At 61.8% G+C, this 20,397-nt stretch carries 18 protein-coding genes; 14 read left to right on the top strand and 4 right to left on the bottom strand.

Annotation, left to right across the window (positions count from 1 at the left end; translation table 11 throughout):
- Nucleotides 1–137: 137 nt before the first annotated feature.
- From B9A97_RS15420 to B9A97_RS15390, 7 genes are all read left to right on the top strand, one after another.
- On the top strand, nt 138–725 hold the full coding sequence (locus B9A97_RS15420) for a thioredoxin family protein (protein ID WP_084366242.1): 588 nt from the start codon (nt 138–140) through the stop codon (nt 723–725).
- 64 nt (nt 726–789) lie between these two features.
- Entirely contained in the window at nt 790–2,424 is a 1,635-nt protein-coding gene (locus B9A97_RS15415; RefSeq protein WP_084366241.1) for an FAD-dependent oxidoreductase, read from the top strand.
- The gene (locus tag B9A97_RS15410; protein ID WP_084366240.1) at nt 2,421–2,750 is read left to right on the top strand and encodes a 4Fe-4S dicluster domain-containing protein; all 330 of its coding nucleotides are present in this window, start codon (nt 2,421–2,423) and stop codon (nt 2,748–2,750) included. Before B9A97_RS15415 ends, B9A97_RS15410 begins: the two co-directional genes overlap by 4 nt.
- 21 nt (nt 2,751–2,771) lie before the next feature.
- Nucleotides 2,772–3,608 (top strand): ABC transporter ATP-binding protein, encoded by an 837-nt coding sequence (locus B9A97_RS15405; RefSeq protein WP_084366239.1) that lies wholly within the window; start codon nt 2,772–2,774, stop codon nt 3,606–3,608.
- Between the two features lie 11 nt (nt 3,609–3,619).
- Nucleotides 3,620–4,483, top strand: a complete 864-nt coding sequence (locus B9A97_RS15400) for an ABC transporter permease (protein ID WP_084366238.1) — start codon at nt 3,620–3,622, stop codon at nt 4,481–4,483.
- 112 nt (nt 4,484–4,595) lie between these two features.
- A complete protein-coding gene (locus tag B9A97_RS15395) occupies nt 4,596–5,630 on the top strand; it encodes an aliphatic sulfonate ABC transporter substrate-binding protein (protein WP_084366237.1) in 1,035 nt (344 codons plus the stop codon).
- Between the two features lie 80 nt (nt 5,631–5,710).
- A complete protein-coding gene (locus B9A97_RS15390) occupies nt 5,711–7,138 on the top strand; it encodes a DHA2 family efflux MFS transporter permease subunit (RefSeq protein WP_084366236.1) in 1,428 nt (475 codons plus the stop codon).
- An 87-nt stretch (nt 7,139–7,225) separates the two neighbouring features.
- On the opposite strand, the gene B9A97_RS15385 is transcribed toward B9A97_RS15390, so the two are convergent.
- The 4 genes from B9A97_RS15385 to B9A97_RS15370 form a co-directional block, all read right to left on the bottom strand.
- Entirely contained in the window at nt 7,226–8,224 is a 999-nt protein-coding gene (locus B9A97_RS15385) for a TRAP transporter substrate-binding protein (protein ID WP_084366235.1), read from the bottom strand.
- Nucleotides 8,225–8,239: 15 nt separating this feature from the next.
- On the bottom strand, nt 8,240–10,018 hold the full coding sequence (locus B9A97_RS15380) for a TRAP transporter large permease (protein WP_244564248.1): 1,779 nt from the start codon (nt 10,016–10,018) through the stop codon (nt 8,240–8,242).
- Nucleotides 10,019–10,088: 70 nt separating this feature from the next.
- Nucleotides 10,089–11,219 carry an LLM class flavin-dependent oxidoreductase gene (locus B9A97_RS15375; RefSeq protein ID WP_084366233.1) on the bottom strand — a complete coding sequence of 377 codons (1,131 nt, stop codon included), beginning with the start codon at nt 11,217–11,219 and terminating at the stop codon, nt 10,089–10,091.
- Between the two features lie 8 nt (nt 11,220–11,227).
- Nucleotides 11,228–12,070, bottom strand: a complete 843-nt coding sequence (locus B9A97_RS15370) for an ABC transporter substrate-binding protein (RefSeq protein WP_084366232.1) — start codon at nt 12,068–12,070, stop codon at nt 11,228–11,230.
- Between the two features lie 208 nt (nt 12,071–12,278).
- On the opposite strand from B9A97_RS15370, the gene B9A97_RS15365 reads away from it, so the two are divergent.
- The 7 genes from B9A97_RS15365 (at nt 12,279) to B9A97_RS15335 (ending at nt 20,395) form a co-directional block, all read left to right on the top strand.
- Nucleotides 12,279–12,644, top strand: coding sequence for an ArsR/SmtB family transcription factor (locus tag B9A97_RS15365; protein ID WP_084366231.1), 366 nt, complete (start codon nt 12,279–12,281; stop codon nt 12,642–12,644).
- A gap of 3 nt (nt 12,645–12,647) precedes the next feature.
- Nucleotides 12,648–13,277, top strand: coding sequence for a glutathione S-transferase family protein (locus B9A97_RS15360; RefSeq protein ID WP_084366230.1), 630 nt, complete (start codon nt 12,648–12,650; stop codon nt 13,275–13,277).
- A 260-nt stretch (nt 13,278–13,537) separates the two neighbouring features.
- Nucleotides 13,538–14,848, top strand: coding sequence for an O-acetylhomoserine aminocarboxypropyltransferase/cysteine synthase family protein (locus tag B9A97_RS15355; protein WP_084366229.1), 1,311 nt, complete (start codon nt 13,538–13,540; stop codon nt 14,846–14,848).
- A 435-nt stretch (nt 14,849–15,283) separates the two neighbouring features.
- Nucleotides 15,284–16,849, top strand: coding sequence for a TIGR04028 family ABC transporter substrate-binding protein (locus B9A97_RS15350; protein WP_244564247.1), 1,566 nt, complete (start codon nt 15,284–15,286; stop codon nt 16,847–16,849).
- 71 nt (nt 16,850–16,920) lie between these two features.
- Nucleotides 16,921–17,865 (top strand): ABC transporter permease, encoded by a 945-nt coding sequence (locus B9A97_RS15345; RefSeq protein WP_084366227.1) that lies wholly within the window; start codon nt 16,921–16,923, stop codon nt 17,863–17,865.
- The gene (locus B9A97_RS15340) at nt 17,862–18,752 is read left to right on the top strand and encodes an ABC transporter permease (protein ID WP_084366226.1); all 891 of its coding nucleotides are present in this window, start codon (nt 17,862–17,864) and stop codon (nt 18,750–18,752) included. Before B9A97_RS15345 ends, B9A97_RS15340 begins: the two co-directional genes overlap by 4 nt.
- Nucleotides 18,752–20,395 carry a dipeptide ABC transporter ATP-binding protein gene (locus B9A97_RS15335; RefSeq protein WP_084366225.1) on the top strand — a complete coding sequence of 548 codons (1,644 nt, stop codon included), beginning with the start codon at nt 18,752–18,754 and terminating at the stop codon, nt 20,393–20,395. The genes B9A97_RS15340 and B9A97_RS15335 overlap by 1 nt, the downstream gene beginning before the upstream one ends.
- The last annotated feature ends 2 nt before the right edge of the window (nt 20,396–20,397 follow it).

The following is a 20,397-nucleotide window of genomic DNA, read 5'->3' as shown; positions in this document are numbered from 1 at the left end:
GAATTCGATTGTTGTCATAGGAGTGAATTTAGTATTCCTTTCTAAAGCTCTCCCGAAGCGGGCAAAACGGTGCCTGTGTAATAGGTAAAATCTATGTTTTTTATATATTACATGAACACGGCCGTAAGGAGAGCGCCATGCCCAAGACACCATCCAATGACGTAGAGCTCGGCACACTAGCACCGGACTTCCGCTTGCCCGACGCAAGCGGCGCCCAGTTTGCGCTGGCGGACGTGGCTGACAGCCATGCCGTCCTCATTGCCTTCATCTCCAATCGCTGCCCCTTCGTTGTCCTGATCCGCGAGCAGTTGGCTCAGTTCGCCCGGGACTATGCCGACCGCGGCTTGGCTGTGATTGCCATCAATTCGAACGACGACGCGGCCCATCCGGAGGAAAGCGTAGAGCGGATCGCCCAGGAAGTCAGCGAGCAGGGCTATATCTTCCCTTATCTGAAGGATGCGTCCCAGGACGTGGCCAAGGCTTTCGGTGCCGCCTGCACGCCGGATCTGTTTCTCTACGATCAGGATCGCCGTCTTGCCTATCACGGCCAGTTCGACGACGCGCGGCCCGGCAATGGCAAGCCCGTTACGGGCGCCGACCTGCGCCGTGCCGCAGACCTCGTCCTTGCCGGTGCAGCGCTGGACTTCCAGCAGACGCCGTCCATCGGATGCAACATCAAGTGGACGCCGGGCAACGAGCCTTCCTCGTTTTCGACTGCAGCCTGACCGCATCGATTCGGGCCCGCACCCAATGATCACGCACTCCCCGCGCTAGGTCGAGGACTCCTGGATGGCATACGACCATAAAATCGCTGCGGCTTCGGACGTGTTGCTGACGACCGATGTGCTCATCGTCGGCGGCGGGCCTGCCGCAGCCTGGGCAGCCCTGTCCGCGGCAGAAAACGGCGCCAAGGTTATCCTGGCCGACAAAGGCTTCTTCGGTACGAGCGGGGCCACGGCTCCCTCCAACACGGGAACCTGGTACGTGCCGCCAGGAGAAGGACGGACAACCGCTGTAGAGCATCGCTTCAAGCGCACGGCCGGTCTGGCCGACAAGCGCTGGATGATGCGGTGTGCGGATCGTTCCTATGAGAACCTTCAGAAGCTGGTGGAATGGGGCTATCCCTTTCCTCATGACGAGAGCGGCAATCTGTATGTCGCCAATCTCCGGGGGCCCGACTACATGCGTTTCATGCGCAAGCGGGTCCAGGCTGCGGGCGTCAAGATCCTTGACCATCACCCGGTGCTGGAGCTTCTGGGCGATGAGCGACAGGTGTTCGGGGCTGCAGGCCTGTCGCGCCGGTCGGGTGCCAATTTTGAGATCCGCGCCGGCGCGGTGGTGCTGGCCACCGGTGGCTGCGCCTTCTTCGAGCGAATTCTCGGAGGCACGGGCCTGACGGGCGATGGCTATCTCTTTGCAGTCGAGGCCGGCGCCTCCCTGTCGGGGATGGAGTTTACCGGCAAGTATACGCTTGCTCCCTACGGATCTTCTCTCAACAAGGGATTGCCGTTTCGCTGGGCCACCTTCTACCTTGAGAACGGCGAGCCGCTGCTTGATACCGACGGCATGCCGGCGAGCAATGGCATCGGGCCGGGCGAGCGTCTTGTTGCCCGCGCCTTGATCGATGGACCAGTCTATGCGCGCCTTGATTTGGCGGAACCTGCCATGCAGGACTGGCTGCGCCGGGGGCAGCCCAACTGTTTCATGCCCTATGACCGGATGGGCATAAACCCATTCCGCGACCTCTTCCGTGTCGAACTCAAGTTCGAAGGCACGGTGCGTGGGACTGGGGGCATCCGAATTGTCTCGTCGGAATGCGGCACGGGTGTCCCCGGCCTGTTTGCGGCAGGCGATGCGGCAAGCCGGGAAAACGTGACTGGCGGCATTTCCGGCGGCGGCGCGATCAATGCATCCTGGGCGATCGCCAGCGGCTGGTGGTCCGGCCAGGGCGCGGCGCGCCATGCCATCCGTCAGCGGGAGCGCATCCCGCAACACCTCCGTGGCCTCGGCACGACGGGACTGCGGGCGAGGGAAACCGGCAGGCCGGTTGACCTGGGCGGGATCGTCGAGACCGTGCGGCGCCAGATCGTGCCGCTGTCGCGCAATTACTGGCGCACGGAAGCGGGCCTTCTGGAAAGCCGCGACACGCTTGATGGCGCCTGGGAAACACTCACATCGGATCTCGCACCGGTCGGCCTTGACCGGCTCAAGGCGCGGGAGGTTGCCTCGGTCACCGCATCCGCGCGCTGGACAGTCGCAGCCGCGCTGCTGCGTACCGAAAGCCGTGGGGTGCATCGGCGCCGCGACCACGCACAGGAGGATCCGGCGCAGGCCTACAGGATCTCCGTCGGTGGTCTTGATGAGGTGACGACGGATCGCGAAGAGCTCGGGACCGAAGCCACCCAGGGAGGACACAGCGCATGATCGAAGTTGTTTCCGAGGACCGCTGCATCCGCTGCGACATCTGTGAGCGGGTCTGCCCTGCCTTCGTTTTCGATCGCGACGCCACCGGCCTGCCTGTGATTGCCCGGCAGGACGATTGCCAGACATGTTTCCTCTGCGAAATCTATTGTCCCACAGACGCGCTTTACGTCGCTGAGCAGGCCCATGGGCCGACTGCAATCACCGAAGCCGAGGTTATCGAGCGAAACCTGTTCGGAAGCTATGCCCGGGCTCTCGGCTGGAGCCGCGGCCAAGCGGCCGGCACCGACCGGGATCCCACCCAATTCATTCGTGTCGCTCAGGTTTGACGCGCCACCAGGAGAAACATGATGGATCGCATCGTCATCAACAATGTCCATAAGGCCTTCGCCCTGAAGCCAGGCCAGACGGTGGTCGTCGACGGCCAGAAGAGCGTGCGCATTCCGGTCCTCGACGGTGTCGATCTGACCGTCCGAAGCGGTGAATTCATCACGCTTGTCGGTCCCTCCGGCAGCGGCAAGTCGGTCCTGCTCGACATCATCGCGGGATTGACCGAAGCGTCGAGCGGCGAAGCCATGATCGATGGCGGTGTCGTGCGCCGCCCCCATCCCAAGACGGCCTATGTCTTCCAGCAATATGCGCTTTTTCCCTGGCGCACGGCGCTGCAAAACGTCGAATACGCGCTGGAGGTGCGGGGAACCCCGAAAGCGGAGCGTCGGGAAAAGGCGCAGTATTTCCTCCATCTCTTCGGTCTGAGCGGGTTTGAGGATCGCTTTCCCTCCCAGCTGTCAGGCGGCATGCAGCAGCGCGTGGCAATCGCCCGGGCACTCTCGACGGATCCGGAAGTCCTGTTGATGGACGAGCCCTTCGCCGCGCTGGATGCGCAGACCCGCGACATCCTGCAGACCGAGCTCCTGCGGATCTGGGCGCAGATCAAGACAACCGTCGTCTTCGTTACCCATTCGATCGACGAAGCGATCTTCCTTGCCGACCGTGTCGTGGTGATGACCGCCAGACCCGCGAGCGTGAAGCAGATCATTGACATCGACCTCGGCCGGCCGCGGGATATCGAGCTCCGCAACGGCCAGGCCTTCAACACCTATCGTACCCAGGTCTGGGAAAGCCTTCGCGACGAGGTCCGCAAGGCGCAGCGCGATTGGGCGCTGGCCTCAGGCTATGCAATGTGAGGAGGATGACCATGGCCACCGTAGCCGACCGAAATTCCATCGACAGATCTTTTGGCGACTGGCGTCATCGCCTCGCCAGCCGCATTGACGGCCTCGCCTTGCAGGACGGGCTGAAAACGCTCGCAATTGGCCTGCCAGCGCTTCTGGCCTTCTGCCTCCTGTGGGAGGTCGCGCCAAGGCTCGGCTGGATCAATGCCCTGTTCTTCCCGCCGCTGAGCGCCGTCCTCTCTTCTCTTTGGGACATGGCGCAGACCGGCCTGCTGGCACAACATATCGGCATCAGCATGCAGCGGGCGGCTATCGGCTTCGGGCTGGCGGTGATCGTCGCCATTCCGCTTGGTCTGGTGATGGGACGCTACAGCGTTTTTGAACGGGCAAGCGACTTCCTGGTCCAGACCCTGCGCAACACCTCGCAGTTTGCGCTCCTGCCGGTCTTCATCCTGATCCTTGGGATCGGGGAAGCATCCAAGATCGCCATCACCTTCTATGCTGCGGTATTCTTTCTGCTGATCAACACCATCGTCGGCGTGAAGTCGGTCGATCCGCTATTGATCAAGGCCGCACGCTCGATGGGAACGTCTGATCGCGATCTGTTCACGAAGGTCATCCTGCCCTCGGCCATTCCTGCGATCGTCGCCGGTGCGCGGCTCGGGGTCAAGAGTTCGCTGTTTTCGGTTATCGCGGCAGAGATGCTGGCAGCCCAGTCGGGCATCGGCTTTCTCATCCAGCACTCCTCGCTGATGCTGGAGACCGACCGGATGTATGCCGGCATCCTGACGCTGACAATCATCGGGCTGCTGCTGAACTACGGCCTGGTCGCCGGAGAACGACGGGCCACCCGCTGGCGTGCCAATGGCGAAAGCGGACCCAATTGATCGCCGGTCCAACGGCGCAAGTTCAAAGTCCAGTGTCCAATTCCATCGCAATGCCACCGGGACCATCGGTTCCCGGACCGGGTTCCCCTGGTCAACTAAAAGGATCGTGACCATGCCTGCTAAAACTTATGCCCTCACGCGTCGCCATCTGGCGAAATGGGCTCTCGCTTTTGCTCTCGCAACCGTCTCCGGCGCCGCGCCCGCCATGGCCGACGACGCCAAGCCGGAGGTGATCCGCATCGGCTCCACGGCTCCCGGCCACCTCAAGTTCATCCTCGAGCGCCATCGCAAGGTCCTGCAGGAGGAGCTTGCCAAGGACGGCATCAAGCTCGAGCTCACCACGTTCGACGGCGGGTCGGCAGCTTCGGTGGCGCTCGGCTCCGGCGCCATCGAATTTACCTATATCGGCAACAACCCGTCACTGCGGCTGGCGGCGACCGGGGCCGACGTCAAGCTCATCGGCCTTTCGAGCTGGGTGCGCACCAACGAGACGCAAATCGTCGTCAAGCCGGACTCGCCGATCAAGACGATCGCCGACCTCAAGGGCAAGAAGGTGGCCTATCTCTCCGGCACGGTCCGCCATTCGACCTTCGCCAAGGCGCTGAAGACCGTCGGCCTATCGCTGTCCGATATCGAAAGCGTCAATCTCGGCATCGAAAACTCCGGCCCGGCGCTGACGCGCGGCGATGTCGATGCGATTGTCGAAAGCACCGGCCCTGTGCAGAAGCTGATCGAGTCCGGCCAGGCCAAACTGATCTTCGATGGTGGTGTCGACGGCAAGCCGGAATGGGCCGTGCCGCACCTGATCAGCGTCAATGGCGAATTCGCCCGCAAGTATCCGGATATCGTGACACGCGTCTTGGCTGCCGACATCAAGGCTGCGCGCTGGGCGGACGCAAATCCGGAAGAGACCATCAAGATCTTCGTCTCGGAGACCGGCAACAGCGAGGCGGCTGTTCGCTCTACCTATCCGGACGGCAAGTTCTGGCAGGACCCTCAGATCACCGAGGAAGCCATTGCGTCGCTCAAAGGCGAGGAAAGCTTCATGGCCGAAGCCGGATTGTTGAAGGGGAAGGTCGATTACACCCAGTGGGTCGATCGCAACTTCTACGATGCCGCTGTGAAATCGCTTGCGGCCAGCAACTGATCGGGTCTTGATGTCTGGGGAGATGTCGCAGCCACTGCGGCATCTCCTCCCTTCGTTTTTTACCTGACATACTGGTCTCAATGATGCCTGTCGCGTTTCCCTCCACCCGCTGGTCCAGCGCGAGACTGGTGCCGGCGGTCGTTGCCATCGCCTTCTTCATGCAGTTGCTCGACGGCACCATCATCAGCACGTCTCTTCCGGCGATGGCCTCGAGCTTCGCGACCGATGTCGTCAGCATGAATCTCGGCTTCACCGTCTACATGCTGGCGATGGCCATCTGCATTCCTCCCGCCGGTTGGCTTGCCGACAGGTTCGGAGCCCGTACCGTCTTCGCAACAGCGATCGGCCTGTTCACCGTCGCTTCCGTCGCGTGCGCGCTCGCCACCAGCTTTCCGATGTTCCTGGCTGCACGGATCCTCCAGGGCGCTTCAGGTGCCATGATGACGCCCGTCGGCCGCCAGATCGTTTTGCAGGCGACACCGAAATCCGAGCTGGTGCGGGCGATTGCGTTGATCACATGGCCCGCGCTGATCGCACCTGTTCTCGGCCCCGTGATCGGCGGCTGGGTGACGACGGCAATCGGCTGGGAATGGAATTTCCTGATCAATGTGCCGCTCGGCCTTCTCGGGCTTGTCCTGGTGATGAAATGCGTGCCGCAAGACCGACCTACAGCACCGCGCAGCTTCGACACCTGGGGCTTTGTGCTGACATCCGCCGCGCTTGCCCTGTTTCTCAGCGGCCTCGAGCTCTTCAGCGGACCGCATGGCGGCGCCTGGGCGCTGGCGCTGGTGGTGGCAGGTGCGGTCTCGGGTCTGCTCGCTATCCGCCATCTCAAGGCAACCGCCCATCCGCTTATGGATCTCTCCGTCCTTTCGGTGCCGACCTTTGCGCTGGCGACCCTGACGTCGGGGACTGCTGGACGCCTGGCGATCAATGCGACACCCTTTCTCCTGCCCTTGCTGTTCCAGGTCGGTTTCGGCTTCGACGCGCTGCAGACCGGGCATCTCATCCTTGTCTACTTCCTGGGCAATCTGATGATGAAGAGCGTGACCACCCCGCTGCTGCGCATACTCGGTTTCCGGCGCTTGCTGGTGACGAACGGGATGCTGGCGGCGGGCAGCGTCGCGGCCTTCGCCCTTGTTGAGCCTGACACGGCCTATGGGCTCCTCGCGCCGCTGCTGCTTTTTGCGGGCCTCACCCGGTCCATGCAATTCACGTCGCTGTCGACCATCGCCTTTGCCGATGTCTCGCCGGAGCAGCGTGGCGCCGCGACCACCATAGCAGCCATGCTGCAACAGCTCTCCATGCTGCTGGGTGTCGCGCTATCGGTGTTGGTCATCCGGCTGTCGGCCTTCCTCCAGGCGGGCGGTATTGATGAGCCAGCTGTCTCGCTTGCCGATATCCGGGCCGCCTTCGTCGCGGTCGCCGTCGTTGGACTGGCATCGGCCTTGCGCTTTCTGGTTCTACCACCGGATGCGGGCGCAGAAGTCTCCGGCCATCGGGTGTGACGCTTCTCTATTGCCAGCCCACCTGCCGCGGGATTGGCATCTCCGTGCCGCGTCGCGGCACGGAGGTCTTGACGAACGCTCGGAAGCCTAAGCGGACTGAATGCTGTTGATCTTGTCGAGACCGCCGACAATATCGGCAAAATCCTTCCACACGGACTGGGCACCCTTCTGCCAGTCTTCGAAGGCTTCGGGCTTTAGGAGCTTGCCGCCATTTGCCAGGGCGGTCTCGACCGACTTGGCTTCGTCTGCGACGATCAACTGGTTGAAATATTGCGCCCCTTCCGCAGAGGCTTCCGCCAGAACCGTCTTTTCCTCGTCGTTGAGCTGGTTCCAAGTGCCCGCGGCAAAGTAGACCACGCCGGATGCCCAGATATGGCCTGTTTCGGTCATGTAGGGCACCACCTCGTAGAGCTTGAAGCCGGCATAGGCGGACTTGGTCAGGTCCATGGCATCGGCAACGCCGGTGGCAAGAGAATTATAGGTTTCCGTGATCGGGATGCCGACCGGCGTGGTGCCGAAGGCGCTCCACAGCTTAGTGTGAAGCGGGCTCTGAATCACGCGGATCTTCTTTCCGTTCAATTGTTCGGGCCGGGTGATCGGCTCCTTGGCCAGCAGGTGTCGGGCGCCATAGTTGATGAAGTCGCCGACGATGAACTGCTGGGCTTCCAGCTTCTTCCTGAGCTCTGCGCCCGTCTGGCCGTTGACAACGCGGCGAACATGGTCGGCATCGCGGAACAGGAAGGGCAGGTCGAGAAGTTGCAGTTCCGGGACCCAGCCCGACAGCGAAGACACGGTCGACAGGCTGGCATGGACGGAACCGAGACGCAGCCCCTCCGCCACTTCCTTCTCGCCGCCAAGCGCACCGTTCTTGACGATATTGAACTTGATGCGGCCGGGCAGCTTGGCTTCCACCAGTTCGCTGATTTTCACCCAGATCTTTGTCTCTGGCTTGTCGTCTCCAAACAGCGATGCGACGGTCAGGGTGCGCGGGGCCGCATAGGCCGAGCGCAGGAAGGCCGGCGCGGCAAGGGCAGCGGTACCGATGGCACCGATCTTCAGTATAGTGCGGCGGTTGATGGGATGCATAACGTTGTCCTCCGATTAGAACAGGCTGGCCCAGGCGCAGAGAATTGCGAGGGCGACAAGAAGGGAAAGCAGGTAGGGCGCGACCGCCCGGAAAAGCGCGGTCGCCGGTACGCGGGTGACACCACTGACAACGAAAATCAGCATGCCGATGGGCGGCGTCAGGCCGTGGATCATCAGGTTGACCACGATGATGACGCCGAAATGGATGGGATCGATGCCCGCGGCGATCGCGGCCGGCAGCAGGATCGGTCCGAAAAGCAGGATGGCCGCGCCGATATCGAGCACGAGGCCGACAACCAGCAGGATCAGGTTGGACAGCAAGAGGACGGCAATCTTGCTTCCGCCCAGCAGTGTGACGAACTGCGTAATGAGGTCGGATACATTGTCCACCGCCAGAAGGAAGGCAAACGGTCCGGCGGTGCCGATCAACAGCCCGATAGCGGCGGCCTCCGTGGCGGACTGGCGAAACACGGCAAAGATGCCTGACGCGCCGACCCTGCTGCCGATGCCAAGGAACAGGGTGTAGAGGGCTGCAAGAGCCGCAGCCTCGGTCGTCGTGACAATGCCGATGCGAATTCCGGCCACCACGATCACGCCCAGGCCGAACGCAGGGATGGCCGAAAGAGCCGCCTTCCAGCGTTCGGCGCCAGGGACTCGGGGCTGCGGGGCAACATCGCGCACCGTCAGGTGGATCGCCACAGCGAGGCAGATGGCCATAAGCCCGCCTGCGAAGAAGCCCCCGACCAGCAGCGAGCCGACCGAGAGATTGGTGGCGGTAGCGAGGATGAGGAAGGCAATCGAGGGCGGGATGACATTGTCGAGCACCGAGGTGGCGGCGATGATGGCGCCCGCCTGATCGGGGCGATAGCCGTGCTTGACCAGTTCCGGCTGGAAGGTCGAGGCGCCAAAGGCGGCATTGGCCACTGATGATCCTGAGGCCCCGGAAAACAGCACGCTGGTCAGGAGCGTCGTCTGGGCGAGGCCGGCGCGGCGATGGCCCACCATGGCTGCGGCAAAACGCACCAGTTGCTGGGCGACCCCGGATGCTGTCAGCATCGCACCCGCCAGCAGGAAGAAGGGGATGGCGAGCAGCAGGAATTTCGACATGCCTGTGACCGTCGAGGAGACGATCGCTGGCTCCGGTAGCGGACTGCCGAAGGCCATCGCCACATAGGCTGCCGCCAGGAAAGCATGGGCAAGGGGGGCCGCGAGCACCAGCCCGAGCGCTGCCACCAGACCGAGCCAGATGCTGGGCGGCAGCGGACTTGCGATCTGTAGTAGGGGAACACCGGCATAGACGGCTGTCCCGATCGCCAGGGACGCCACGGCGGAGACAGCGTTGCCCTCCCCAAGGCGCTGTAGCAGCAAGACGGCGAGCACCAGGCCGCCGCCAATGCCGATGAAGCCAAACCTGACCCATTCCGGCAGGCCGAGCGACGGCGAGGTGCCGCCGAGCATCGAGACAATCTCGCTGCTGCCAAACATCAGGATCAAACCCGCCGTGACGGAAAAACTATCCGCAAGCGCTGCAATGGCGGGATGCAGGCGGGTGGGAAAGAAGCGCAGGAAGACGTCAAGCCGCATGGCGAGAGCACTCTTCAGGCTCAGGGGAGCGCCGATCGAAATCAGCGCCACATGCAACCAGATGCCCAGGTCCTCAGAACCGACAAAGCCAGTACTGAACACATAGCGCAGGCCGACACTGGTCAGCACAACAATCAGCAGCACGGCGAGAAGTGCCGCGGCTACAGCCCCCAGCACGGCATCCAGGGTGCGTGATACGCGCCTTGCCATGACGCGTCCGGCATCAGCCGCCGGGTCGAGTGTCTGGGTGGAACTGGCCATATCAATCCCTTGCGATCCCTCAGGATGCCTTTGCGTTCGAGAGATCCCGGTCAAACAGGGTTGACCATGTGTAGTTGCGTGCCGGCGCGACGTGCCGCGTGACGTCGAGGCGTGGCAAGACCTTTTCTCCGAAACGAAACGCCTCCTCAAGCAAAGGCATGCCCGAGAGGATGAAGGTTTCCACGCCTGCCTTGCGATAGGCCTCCAAGGTCCGGATCACCGTGTCCGGGGAGCCGACGATTGCGGTGCCGGGTCCAGGTCGTACCAGACCTATGCCGGCCCAGAGATTGGGGGCGATTTCCAGGTCTCTCAGGTTTTCCGGCTTCTGGCCACCATGCATCGCGGTCATGCGGCTTTGGCCGACCGAATCCGTCTTGCTGACAAAGCGCTGGTTGGCGGCAATTGCGCGCTCGTCCATGCGCTTGTACAGGTCGGACGCCGCATCCCAGGCCTCTGCGTCGGTGTCGCGGACGATCACGTAGAGGCGTATGCCGTAGTCCAGGCTGCGGCCATATTCGGCCGCCTTTGCCTTGACCGCTGCCACCTTGGCCCCGATCTGCTCCGGCGTTTCGCCCCACGACAGATAGGTCTGCACATGCTTGGCAGCGACATCCAGTGCCTTGTCGGAGGATCCTCCGAACCACAGAGGGGGAGGGGCAATTGTTTCCCCCACGGGCAAAGCCAGTTTCGCGCCCTCCGTCTGGAAATACTTGCCATGGTGGCTGACGGTCTCACCGGCAAACAGCCGGTGCCAGATCTGCAGATATTCATCCGCCATATCGTATCGCTCGTCGTGGGGCATAGTCATGCCGTAGGCGCCGAGCATCTTGGCGTCGCCCGACACCACGTTGATCAGCAGGCGATCGCGTGAGAACTCCTGCAGCGTGGCTGCCATCTTCGCCAGAAGGGTCGGCGCGACAAGCCCAGGATGGATGGCGACGAGGAATTTCATTCGTTCCGTATAGGACAGCAGTGCGCTTGCCAGAACCCAGACGTCATGGGCTCCGGTGGCAAACAGCGCACCGGTGTATCCGAGTTGGTCATAGGCGAGGGCCAGTTGCTTGTAATAGCCGAGATCGACCTTTCGGGATCCTTCGGGCTGCCACGGATAGGCGCCATCGGGCGCGCACATATACCATAAGACGTTCATCGTCTGTCCTAACGTTGTATTGCGGTTTGGCCAGGAACAACAGGCGCATCGAAATGGCCGTGGCGAAACAGCGTCTCCGTTTCGTCCTGCTGTTCCGACAAGATCGTGTCGTCGAAGGGCACGACGGAGAGATCACGCGAGCGCAGGACCCGGGCCCAGGATGCGGCATCGCCTTCGCTGCCGGGTTCCGCTGCCAGCAGATCGGCCGCCTTGTCGATATCCGCCATCACCTCCCGGCCGACCCGGTCCAGTTCGGCAGCGATGGCTGCTCGGGTCGCCGGATCCAATCCATGGCGCGCCAGCGTCCAGAACAGCGAACGGTTGGGAATAAGGGATCCGCAGCGCACCAACTCCCTCAGATCGTCTCGCTGCAGAGCCGCCTCCAGCCGCGGCGACATGGTTACCCAGGCCTCGACCTCGCCGTCCAGCAGATCCTTCTGCGCATCCCTGTCGCCACTTTCGATGCGCGTCACGTCGCTCAGGGCGAGCCCTTCGTTTTCCAGGCTTTTGGCGAGAAGATAGGTGTGGAACGAGCCGTCGATCAGGGATATGCGCGTTCCGACAAGTTCTGCAACCTCGCGGATACGACTGTCCCTGCGCACAAGGATCGCGCCATTGGCGGGTCTTGGCGCCGATGCGGCAATATAGATCACGTCGAGGCCGCAGGCATCGGCCTCAATCGGAGGCGTCGAGCCTGTGCCGCCGAAATCGATGTCGCCAGCCTGAAGAAGCGCAGCCGTGTCCCGACCTTCGCGGTAGGGAATGAAGCGGGGCGAGAACTGAGCGAAGGCGCCGGGCCAAAGGCGCGCCAGACGCAAATGCAGATTATTCGGGTGAACGCCGATTTTCATGACCTCTCCTCTGATGGCCATCAATTTACTTTTTTATAGAATGATGGCGAGGAATGGTTTGGCGCGCGGTGCGTCGCCAAGAAGATAAAAAACTATAAAATCTATAGATTGCAAAATATACAGTGATCTAACGCTTTGACGGGAGCATCGCATTGAAATTCCTGCAATCTGAATTTACATTTTTATGAACTGTAGGGCGGGGAGTGTCATGACCAGACCCATATCGACGCGGATTTGTCGGAGTGTCTCCGAGGCAAGCGACCTTTTGAAGCTGATCGCCAATGCCAATCGGCTCGCCATTGCCTGCTACCTGCTGGAGCGCGAAGCCTCGGTCTCGGCGTTGGAATTCGAGCTAGATATCCCCCAGCCGACCCTGTCGCAGCAACTGAGTGAACTGAGGGCGGCGGGCGTGATCGAGGGGCGGCGTGAGGGCAAGGCGGTGGTATACCGGGTGGTCGATCCGCGGATCGTCACGCTGGTTCAGACGTTGCGCGGCTTCTACGCCGATCTTTCCGACGTCACGGGCAAGGCGCGCATGGGGCGTCTGCCGTTGGACCAGATGATGTTTGATTAAGTGATGATCGATATCTACACCTGGCCGACGCCCAACGGCTTGAAAATCTCCATTGCGCTCGAAGAGCTTGGCCTTCCATACCGGGTTCACAGCATCAATATCGAGAAGGACGAGCAATTCGCGCCTGCATTCGTTGCGATAAACCCGGCCGCAAAAATTCCTGTCATTGTGGATCAAGACACCGGAACTGTTCTCACGGAATCCAGCGCGATCCTCGTTTACCTTGCGGAGAAAACGGGAAGGCTGCTGCCTGAGGGTGGCGCGGCGAGGCTGCAGGTTCTGGAATGGCTTTTTTGGCAATCGGCAAGCTTTGGCCCCACGCTCGGCTATGCCCACTATTTCCTGACCTATCATGCCGGCGCGGCACCCTTTGCGGAGACGCGCTTCGGGGCGGATGTGCGCCGTCTCTATGAAACGCTTGAGCGCCGCCTCAATGGCCGTGAGTTTGTCGTTGACGTTTACTCGATCGCCGATATCGCTGTCTGGCCCTGGGTTTCCAGATTTGCCCGGCACCGGATCTCACTTGATGATTTTCCCGAAACGCGCCGGTGGTATCTGGTGCTCGGCAACCGCCCTGCCATACAGCGCGGATATCGTATCCCCCATTTTACCGCCGGGATCCCTTTGCCGTAGCGGACGCGCGCCCGGCCGAAAAAGCGGATCTGCGGGCTTGCAGCCTGACCGCCGATCCCATGGCGACATAAGACTAAGGGAACCGGTGCCGGGGTAGGATTTTCCCCAAAGCATGCAACGAATGAAACGTTTATTGTCTATAGAATTTATCGTCTGATCTATCCTTGGTGTTACGGATCTGGTCGATCCAGGGGATCCGCCAGTCCAAAACAGCCGCTGTGAGACGCTGATGACCGCGGCCAATGCGAGGAGTGAGGACGATGACGAAAAGCGCACATAACGAAACGCTTGCACTACATGCCGGCTGGAGAGCCGATCCGTCGACCGGGTCGGTCCAGCCACCCATCCACCAGACGACGTCATTCCAGTTTCAGAGCGCGGACCACGCATCGCGGCTCTTTGCCCTGGAGGAACTGGGGCCGATCTACACCCGTATCGGCAACCCGACAAACGACGTGCTGGAGCAGCGGCTTGCAGCGCTCGAAGGTGGTGCCGCGGCCCTCGTGCTCGCGTCAGGCCAGGCTGCGTCTGCCTTCGCCGTGCAGAACCTTGCACGGGTGGGGGACAATATCGTCAGCTCCACCGATCTCTATGGCGGTACCTGGAACCTCTTTGCCAACACCTTGAAGGACCAGGGCATCGAAGTCCGGTTCGTGGATCCGCAGGATCCGGAGGCGTTTGCCCGTGCGACGGACGAGCGCACGCGCGCCTATTATGCCGAGACCTTGCCCAATCCGAAGCTCCAGGTGTTCCCGATTGCCGAAGTCGCCGCCATTGGCCGCAAGCTCGGCATTCCCTTGATCGTCGACAACACCGCTGCTCCGCTGCTCGCCCGTCCCTTCGATCATGGTGCCGCCGTCGTCGTCTATTCGACGACCAAGTATATCGGCGGCCATGGCACCTCGATTGGTGGCGCCATCATCGATGGCGGCAATTTCGACTGGGAAGCGGCCGGCGCCCGCCAGCCTGCGCTGAACACGCCTGACCCAAGCTATCACGGTGCGGTCTGGACCCAGGCGGTGAAGCCGCTCGGCCCCGTGGCCTATATCGTCAAGGCCCGTACGACCCTGCTGCGCGACCTTGGCGCGGCCTTGTCACCCTTCAATGCCTTCCTGACCCTTCAGGGACTTGAGACCCTGCCTCTGCGCATCGAGCGCCATAGTTCGAATGCCCAAAAGGTAGCGGAATTCCTGTCCAAGCGTCCGGAAGTCAGCCGTGTCATCTATCCCGGTCTGCAGCAGGGTGTCGCCCGCGAGCGGGCGGACAAGTATCTGAAGGGCGGATATAGCGGACTTGTCGGCTTCGAGCTGGCCGCCGGTCGCGAGGCCGGTCGCCGTTTCATCGATGCCCTGCAACTGCACTATCATGTCGCCAATATCGGTGACGCCCGCAGCCTGGCGATCCATCCGGCATCGACCACGCATTCGCAGTTAACGGCCGAGGATCAGTTGAAGACCGGGGTCACGGCAGGCTATGTCCGCCTGTCGGTCGGTATCGAGCATATCGACGACATCCTGGCCGACCTGGAACGGGGGCTGGAGGCTGCTGAGGGGCTGAGGGCCGCGGCCTAATAAGCTCAGATCGTAATCAATGAATTGAAGGCGGAGCGAGGCATGTCCTCGCTCCGCCTTCTTGCCATTGGAGGGCTGCTCTGGCGCTTTGAAACGAGAGGGACTGCAATGTCAGCGCCCGGGAGAGATGCTCATCCCATGAGCGGGAGCAGCATCTTTCCCGGGCGCTCGAGTGCACGACGCTTTCGGGATCACCGTGACGGGGTCACACACGCACAGTTTTACCTCCCAAGTCGGCGGTTGCGCGAACCGCGAAATTTCAGGGTCGAATTTTCCTGCGCGCGGAATAATATAGCACATTAAATCACTAGAAAATATTGATTGATTCAAGCGGGATGCTACCCTTTCAGCACTGACACGAAGGAAGCATCCATGACGAAATTCAACAGATTTCTGGCCTTGGGCATATCAGCCCTCGCGGTTTCGGCCGTCGCTATGTCCTCCGTTTTTGCCGCGGAGCCGGTGAAAGGTGGAACGCTCATTTACCTTGAGCAGCAGGCCCACACGAACCTTTATCCGCCGGCAGGCGGTTTCTATCCCAATGGCGGGATCCTGAATCAGATCACGGACAAGCTCACGTACCAGAATCCAAAGACGCTCGAGATCGAGCCCTGGATTGCACAATCCTGGGAAGTCAACGCTGATGCGACGGAGTACACTTTCAAGCTTCGGCCAGGCGTCACCTTCTCCGACGGCACGCCTCTCGATGCGAGCGCTGTTGCCAAGAACTTCGACACCTTTGGCCTGGGCAACAAGGCTCTGAAGCAGCCCGTCTCGGAAGTCGTCAACAACTACGATCGCAGTGAGGTGATCGACCCGCTGACGGTGAAATTCTACTTCAAGCGCTCATCGCCCGGCTTCCTCCAGGGCACCGCCGTGATCGGTTCGGGCCTGGTCTCTCTCAAGACGCTTGAATTGCCGTTCGAGCAGCTTGGCGACGCCACAAAGATCACCGGCTCGGGACCGTTCGTGGTCGAAAGCGAAACGCTTGGCAAGGAGCTCAACCTGAAGGTCCGCGAGGACTACAACTGGGGCCCGGCGAAGCTTGAGCATCAAGGTCGAGCCTATCTCAACGGTATCAAATACATCGTAACGGGCGAAGACAGCGTTCGCATCGGTGCGCTGCTCTCCGGTCAGGCCGATTTCATCCGGCAGATCCAGGCCTATGACGAGGGCCAAGTCGAGGCTCAGGGCTTCAAGATCTATGCTCCGAGCACCCGCGGCATCAACAACAGTGTGGTCTTACGCCCCGACAATTCGCTTGTCTCCGATGTCAGGGTTCGCCAGGCCTTGCTGGCGGCGACCAACCGGCCGGAAATTGTCTCCACCCTGTATTCCAAGAACTATCCCGTCGCGACGTCCATCATCGCGTCCACTGCGATCGGTTACGTAGACCAGTCTGCCAAGCTTGGTTTCGATCTCGACAAGGCCAAGGCGTTGCTCGACGAGGCTGGGTTCAAGCCCGGTGCGGATGGCATTCGTGAAAAGGACGGCCAGAAGCTGGTGCTGACCGCTTACGAATCCCTGCCGCAGCCGCAGAACAAGGCGGCGCTTCAGTTGGTCGCACAGCAATGGAGCAAGGTCGGCGTGAAGCTCAACGTGCTCGCCGGCGATGCCGGCAGCCGCACCGTCGACGATCTCGATCCGTTGAAGACGCCCGTGTCTCCGGCCATGGTCGGCCGCGCCGATCCCGACGTGATCAAGAGCCAGTATCATCCGAAGAACCGCGACGTGCTGCGCCAGAAGGGCGGCGGCAGCGACAAGGTGCAGAGCTTCGTTGACGACAAGCTGAATGCGCTTTTGGAAGGGATCGCCTCGGAGCCCGACCGCGAGAAGCGTCTGAAGATCGTTGCTGAGACGCAGGCCTATGTGCTCGATCAGGCCTATGCCATCCCGATCTTCGAAGAGCCGCAGGCCTTTGCTGCCGCGCCCTATGTCGAAGGTGTCGCGTTCGAGGCGGTCGGTCGCCCGAGCTTCTACAGCGTCTGGCTCAACAAATAAGACCTTGAGGCGGTCGGCCATGCCGGCCGCCCATTCCATCGACATGCCGCTTCCGGATGAAGGAAAGTGCAATGGCAAGATATGTGATTTTGCGGATCGGCCAGGCCTTGCTGGTGCTTTTGGCGGCCTTCACGCTGTCATTCATCCTGCTCCAGGCGATGCCCGGAGACGCGGTGCTGATCAAGTTTCTCAATCCCGAATACGGGCTGAGTCCAGAACAGATCGCGGAACTGCGCGCTTCCTATGCTGTGGGCGGCCCTCTGCTCACACAGTATGTCACCACGCTGACCAATTTCCTCCAGGGCGATTTCGGTTATTCGGTTCAGGCGGGCGTTCCGGTATCGGCGCAGCTTGCCGCCAATGTTCCCGATACGTTGAGGCTCGCGCTGTTCGGCTTTCTGGCCGCGATCGGTCTTGCCAGCCTGATCGCCTTTCTGTCGAGCTTTACGCCCTTTTCCTGGCTTCGAAATCTGGTCCAGTCGCTGCCGTCGCTCTTCATCTCCATCCCGGTCTTCTGGCTTGGCATCATGCTGATCCAGATCTTTTCCTTCCGGCTGAAGCTGGTGTCGGTCATCAATCCCGGTCCATGGGAAAGCCTTGTTCTGCCGGTTCTCACACTTGCCGTGCCGATATCTGCGCCGCTTGCGCAGATCCTGATCCGCAATCTCGACGAGATCCAGACCCGGCCATTCGTATCCGTCGCGCGCGCCAAGGGGGCATCGCGCGGACGGGTGCTCTGGCGGCATGTGGCCCGCAACGCCATTCTCCCGGTCTTGACGATTGCCGGCGTCCTGTTTGGCGAGCTGATCGCCGGCGCCGTGGTAACTGAGACCGTTTTTGGCCTGAACGGCATCGGCGGACTGACCGAAAAGGCCGTCGGCAACCAGGATCTGGCGGTGCTTCAGGCCATCGTCGTGATCTCGGCGACAGCCTTCGTCTTGATCAACCTTCTGGTCGATCTGGCTTATCCGTTTCTCGATCCGCGCCTGCGCAGCAGGAAAGGAGCTACCGTATGACGACCTTCGATCCATCGACGAGGGATTTCGTGCTCGCCGCCGAGAGGCCCGCCTTGTCAGGTCAGATCCGCAGGCCGCGTTGGTTGCGATCCTTATCACGGCTGCGGCCCGGCCTGGTCCTGGCCTGGCTTGTGCTCGCCACCGTCATTCTCTGGGCTTTGTTTCCCGGCCTCTTCACCAGTTACGATCCGCTTGAGGGCGTGCCCGGCGGCCAGCTGAAGGCACCAAGCCTGCTGCATCTCTTCGGAACGGACTCGCTGGGGCGCGATCTCTATGCGCGGGTCGTCTACGGTTCCGTGCATTCTTTGTCGGGTGCTGTGGCTGCCGTCGGCGTCGGTCTGGTGGTCGGCGCGGCACTCGGACTTGCGGCCGGCGCGATCGGCGGGTGGATTGATGACGTGATCATGCGTTTCGTTGATGTGCTTCTTGCGATCCCGACACTGCTGCTGTCGCTCAGCATCATCATCCTGCTCGGCTTTGGCACCATCAATGCGGCGATTGCCGTCGGCGCAACCGCCATTGCCGGATTTGCCCGCCTGACCCGATCCGAGGTGGTCCGGGTGCGGCACAGCGAGTTCGTTGAGGCGGCCTTCGGCAGCGGCGGAACGTTTTTCAAGGTGCTTTGGCGCCACATCCTGCCCAATTCTCTGACATCCGTCATCGCGTTCACCGCCCTGCAGTTCGGCTGGGCCATCCTGCAGATCTCCACGCTCGGATTTCTCGGCTATGGCGCGCCGCCGCCCACACCCGAATGGGGCCTGTTGATTGCCGAAGGCCGCAACTACATCGCAACCGCCTGGTGGCTGACGGCAGTGCCCGGCTTCGTTGTCGTGGCAGTTGTCCTTGCTGCCAACCGGATCAGTCAGTCGATCGGCGGGAGGTCCTGATGAGCGCGCACGAGAAGCAACCCGTCCTCGACGTGGAGGGCCTCAGCATCTCCTATGGCGATGATGGCGGGTTTACCCCTGTGGTTCATGAGGTGTCGTTCAGGGTGGCGTCTGGCGAAGTTGTCGCCCTGGTCGGCGAAAGCGGCTCGGGCAAGACATCAACCGCCCAGGCGATCATCGGTCTGCTGGCTGGCAATGGCCGCATCGACAAGGGTGCCATCCGCCTCAACGGGACGGACATCGTGGGATGGAGCCAGAAACGGCTGGATACTATCCGCGGGGCTGCGATCAGCCTCATCCCGCAGGACCCGTCCAGTTCGCTCAATCCGGTGCTGACGATCGGCGCGCAGGTGCGGGAAATCCTGGAGCTTCACGGCCGCGCCAAGGGCCGCGAGGCGGATCGTCGGGTCATCGAACTGCTTGAGCATGTCGGCCTGTCCCAGCCGGAGCTGCGCGCGCGCCAATATCCGCACGAGCTTTCTGGCGGCATGAAGCAACGGGTGCTGATCGCCATCGCGATTGCGTTGCAACCGGCATTGATCATTGCCGACGAGCCGACCTCTGCGTTGGATGTCACCGTCCAGCGGCGCATTCTCGACCTGATCGACGATCTGCGCCGCGAGTTTGGTACATCGGTTCTGCTGGTGACCCATGATCTTGGCGTGGCGGCCGACCGGTCCGACCGGCTGGTTGTTCTGCAGGGCGGACGTATCCAGGAGCAAGGCCGCACCGCCGACGTCCTGGCCTCACCGCAGAGCCCCTATACCCGCAAGCTTCTCTCTGATGCGCCATCGCTGGCACCCGCCACGGCAAGGGCTCCGGTGGATCCGGTTGCAGACGACGTCATTGTCGTTGACAATCTCGTCCAGGACTTCAGGCTCTCCGGCGCCGGGGAATTCCGTGCTGTCGGCGGCGTGTCCTTCACGGTTAAAGGAGGCACGACGCATGCCATCGTCGGTGAAAGCGGTTCCGGAAAAACCACGACCATCCGGGCCTTGGCCGGCTTCCAAAGTCCGACCGATGGTGCGATCCGCATCGATGGCCAGGATGTGAAGGCGTTGCGCGGCGAAACCCTGCGCCAGTTCCGACGCACCGTGCAACTCGTGTACCAGAACCCGTTCAGCTCGCTCGACCCCCGCCAGACGATCTCCCAGGTCGTCGAGGAGCCGCTCCTCAACTTCTCCACTGTTGCGCGGCGCGAGCGTCTCGAACGGGTGGCGGCGATCATCGATCGCGTGGGGCTGCCGCCGGCGGTGCTGACGCGACGGCCGCACGCGCTTTCGGGTGGACAAAGGCAGCGGGTTGCCATCGCTAGGGCTCTTATTCTCGAGCCTAAAGTGGTCTTGCTCGACGAGGCCGTGTCAGCCCTTGATGTCACCGTGCAGGCGCAGATCCTCGACCTTCTCGCCCGCCTGCAACAGGATTTCGGCCTGACCTATCTGTTCGTGTCGCATGACCTCGCTGTCGTTCGGCAGATTGCCGACACCGTCTCCGTGCTGAAGGGCGGCAAGCAGGTGGATTACGGCGCTGTTCGTGACGTGTTTGCGCGGCCCTTGAGCGCCTACACGCAAGAGCTCCTGGACGCCATTCCGGGCAAGAGACTACCGGCCCTTCACGGGTCTGATTTTCACCAAGCAGGATGACC

The sequence above is a fragment of the Rhizobium sp. RU36D genome, assembly GCF_900176345.1.
Lineage (GTDB): Bacteria > Pseudomonadota > Alphaproteobacteria > Rhizobiales > Rhizobiaceae > Allorhizobium.
Note: the sequence above shows the minus strand (reverse complement) of the source record. Positions and strands in the feature narration are given on the sequence as shown.

What these genes read in the sequence shown, in the direction of transcription:
- B9A97_RS15385 (WP_084366235.1), bottom strand. Translation starts at nt 8,224, where the DNA reads ATGCATCCCATCAACCGCCGCACTATACTGAAGATCGGTGCCATCGGT.
- B9A97_RS15390 (WP_084366236.1), top strand. Translation starts at nt 5,711, where the DNA reads ATGATGCCTGTCGCGTTTCCCTCCACCCGCTGGTCCAGCGCGAGACTG.
- B9A97_RS15405 (WP_084366239.1), top strand. Translation starts at nt 2,772, where the DNA reads ATGGATCGCATCGTCATCAACAATGTCCATAAGGCCTTCGCCCTGAAG.
- B9A97_RS15380 (WP_244564248.1), bottom strand. Translation starts at nt 10,018, where the DNA reads ATGGCAAGGCGCGTATCACGCACCCTGGATGCCGTGCTGGGGGCTGTA.
- B9A97_RS15335 (WP_084366225.1), top strand. Translation starts at nt 18,752, where the DNA reads ATGAGCGCGCACGAGAAGCAACCCGTCCTCGACGTGGAGGGCCTCAGC.
- B9A97_RS15395 (WP_084366237.1), top strand. Translation starts at nt 4,596, where the DNA reads ATGCCTGCTAAAACTTATGCCCTCACGCGTCGCCATCTGGCGAAATGG.
- B9A97_RS15415 (WP_084366241.1), top strand. Translation starts at nt 790, where the DNA reads ATGGCATACGACCATAAAATCGCTGCGGCTTCGGACGTGTTGCTGACG.
- B9A97_RS15350 (WP_244564247.1), top strand. Translation starts at nt 15,284, where the DNA reads ATGTCCTCCGTTTTTGCCGCGGAGCCGGTGAAAGGTGGAACGCTCATT.
- B9A97_RS15345 (WP_084366227.1), top strand. Translation starts at nt 16,921, where the DNA reads ATGGCAAGATATGTGATTTTGCGGATCGGCCAGGCCTTGCTGGTGCTT.
- B9A97_RS15355 (WP_084366229.1), top strand. Translation starts at nt 13,538, where the DNA reads ATGACGAAAAGCGCACATAACGAAACGCTTGCACTACATGCCGGCTGG.
- B9A97_RS15400 (WP_084366238.1), top strand. Translation starts at nt 3,620, where the DNA reads ATGGCCACCGTAGCCGACCGAAATTCCATCGACAGATCTTTTGGCGAC.
- B9A97_RS15420 (WP_084366242.1), top strand. Translation starts at nt 138, where the DNA reads ATGCCCAAGACACCATCCAATGACGTAGAGCTCGGCACACTAGCACCG.
- B9A97_RS15365 (WP_084366231.1), top strand. Translation starts at nt 12,279, where the DNA reads ATGACCAGACCCATATCGACGCGGATTTGTCGGAGTGTCTCCGAGGCA.
- B9A97_RS15370 (WP_084366232.1), bottom strand. Translation starts at nt 12,070, where the DNA reads ATGAAAATCGGCGTTCACCCGAATAATCTGCATTTGCGTCTGGCGCGC.
- B9A97_RS15410 (WP_084366240.1), top strand. Translation starts at nt 2,421, where the DNA reads ATGATCGAAGTTGTTTCCGAGGACCGCTGCATCCGCTGCGACATCTGT.
- B9A97_RS15360 (WP_084366230.1), top strand. Translation starts at nt 12,648, where the DNA reads ATGATCGATATCTACACCTGGCCGACGCCCAACGGCTTGAAAATCTCC.
- B9A97_RS15375 (WP_084366233.1), bottom strand. Translation starts at nt 11,219, where the DNA reads ATGAACGTCTTATGGTATATGTGCGCGCCCGATGGCGCCTATCCGTGG.
- B9A97_RS15340 (WP_084366226.1), top strand. Translation starts at nt 17,862, where the DNA reads ATGACGACCTTCGATCCATCGACGAGGGATTTCGTGCTCGCCGCCGAG.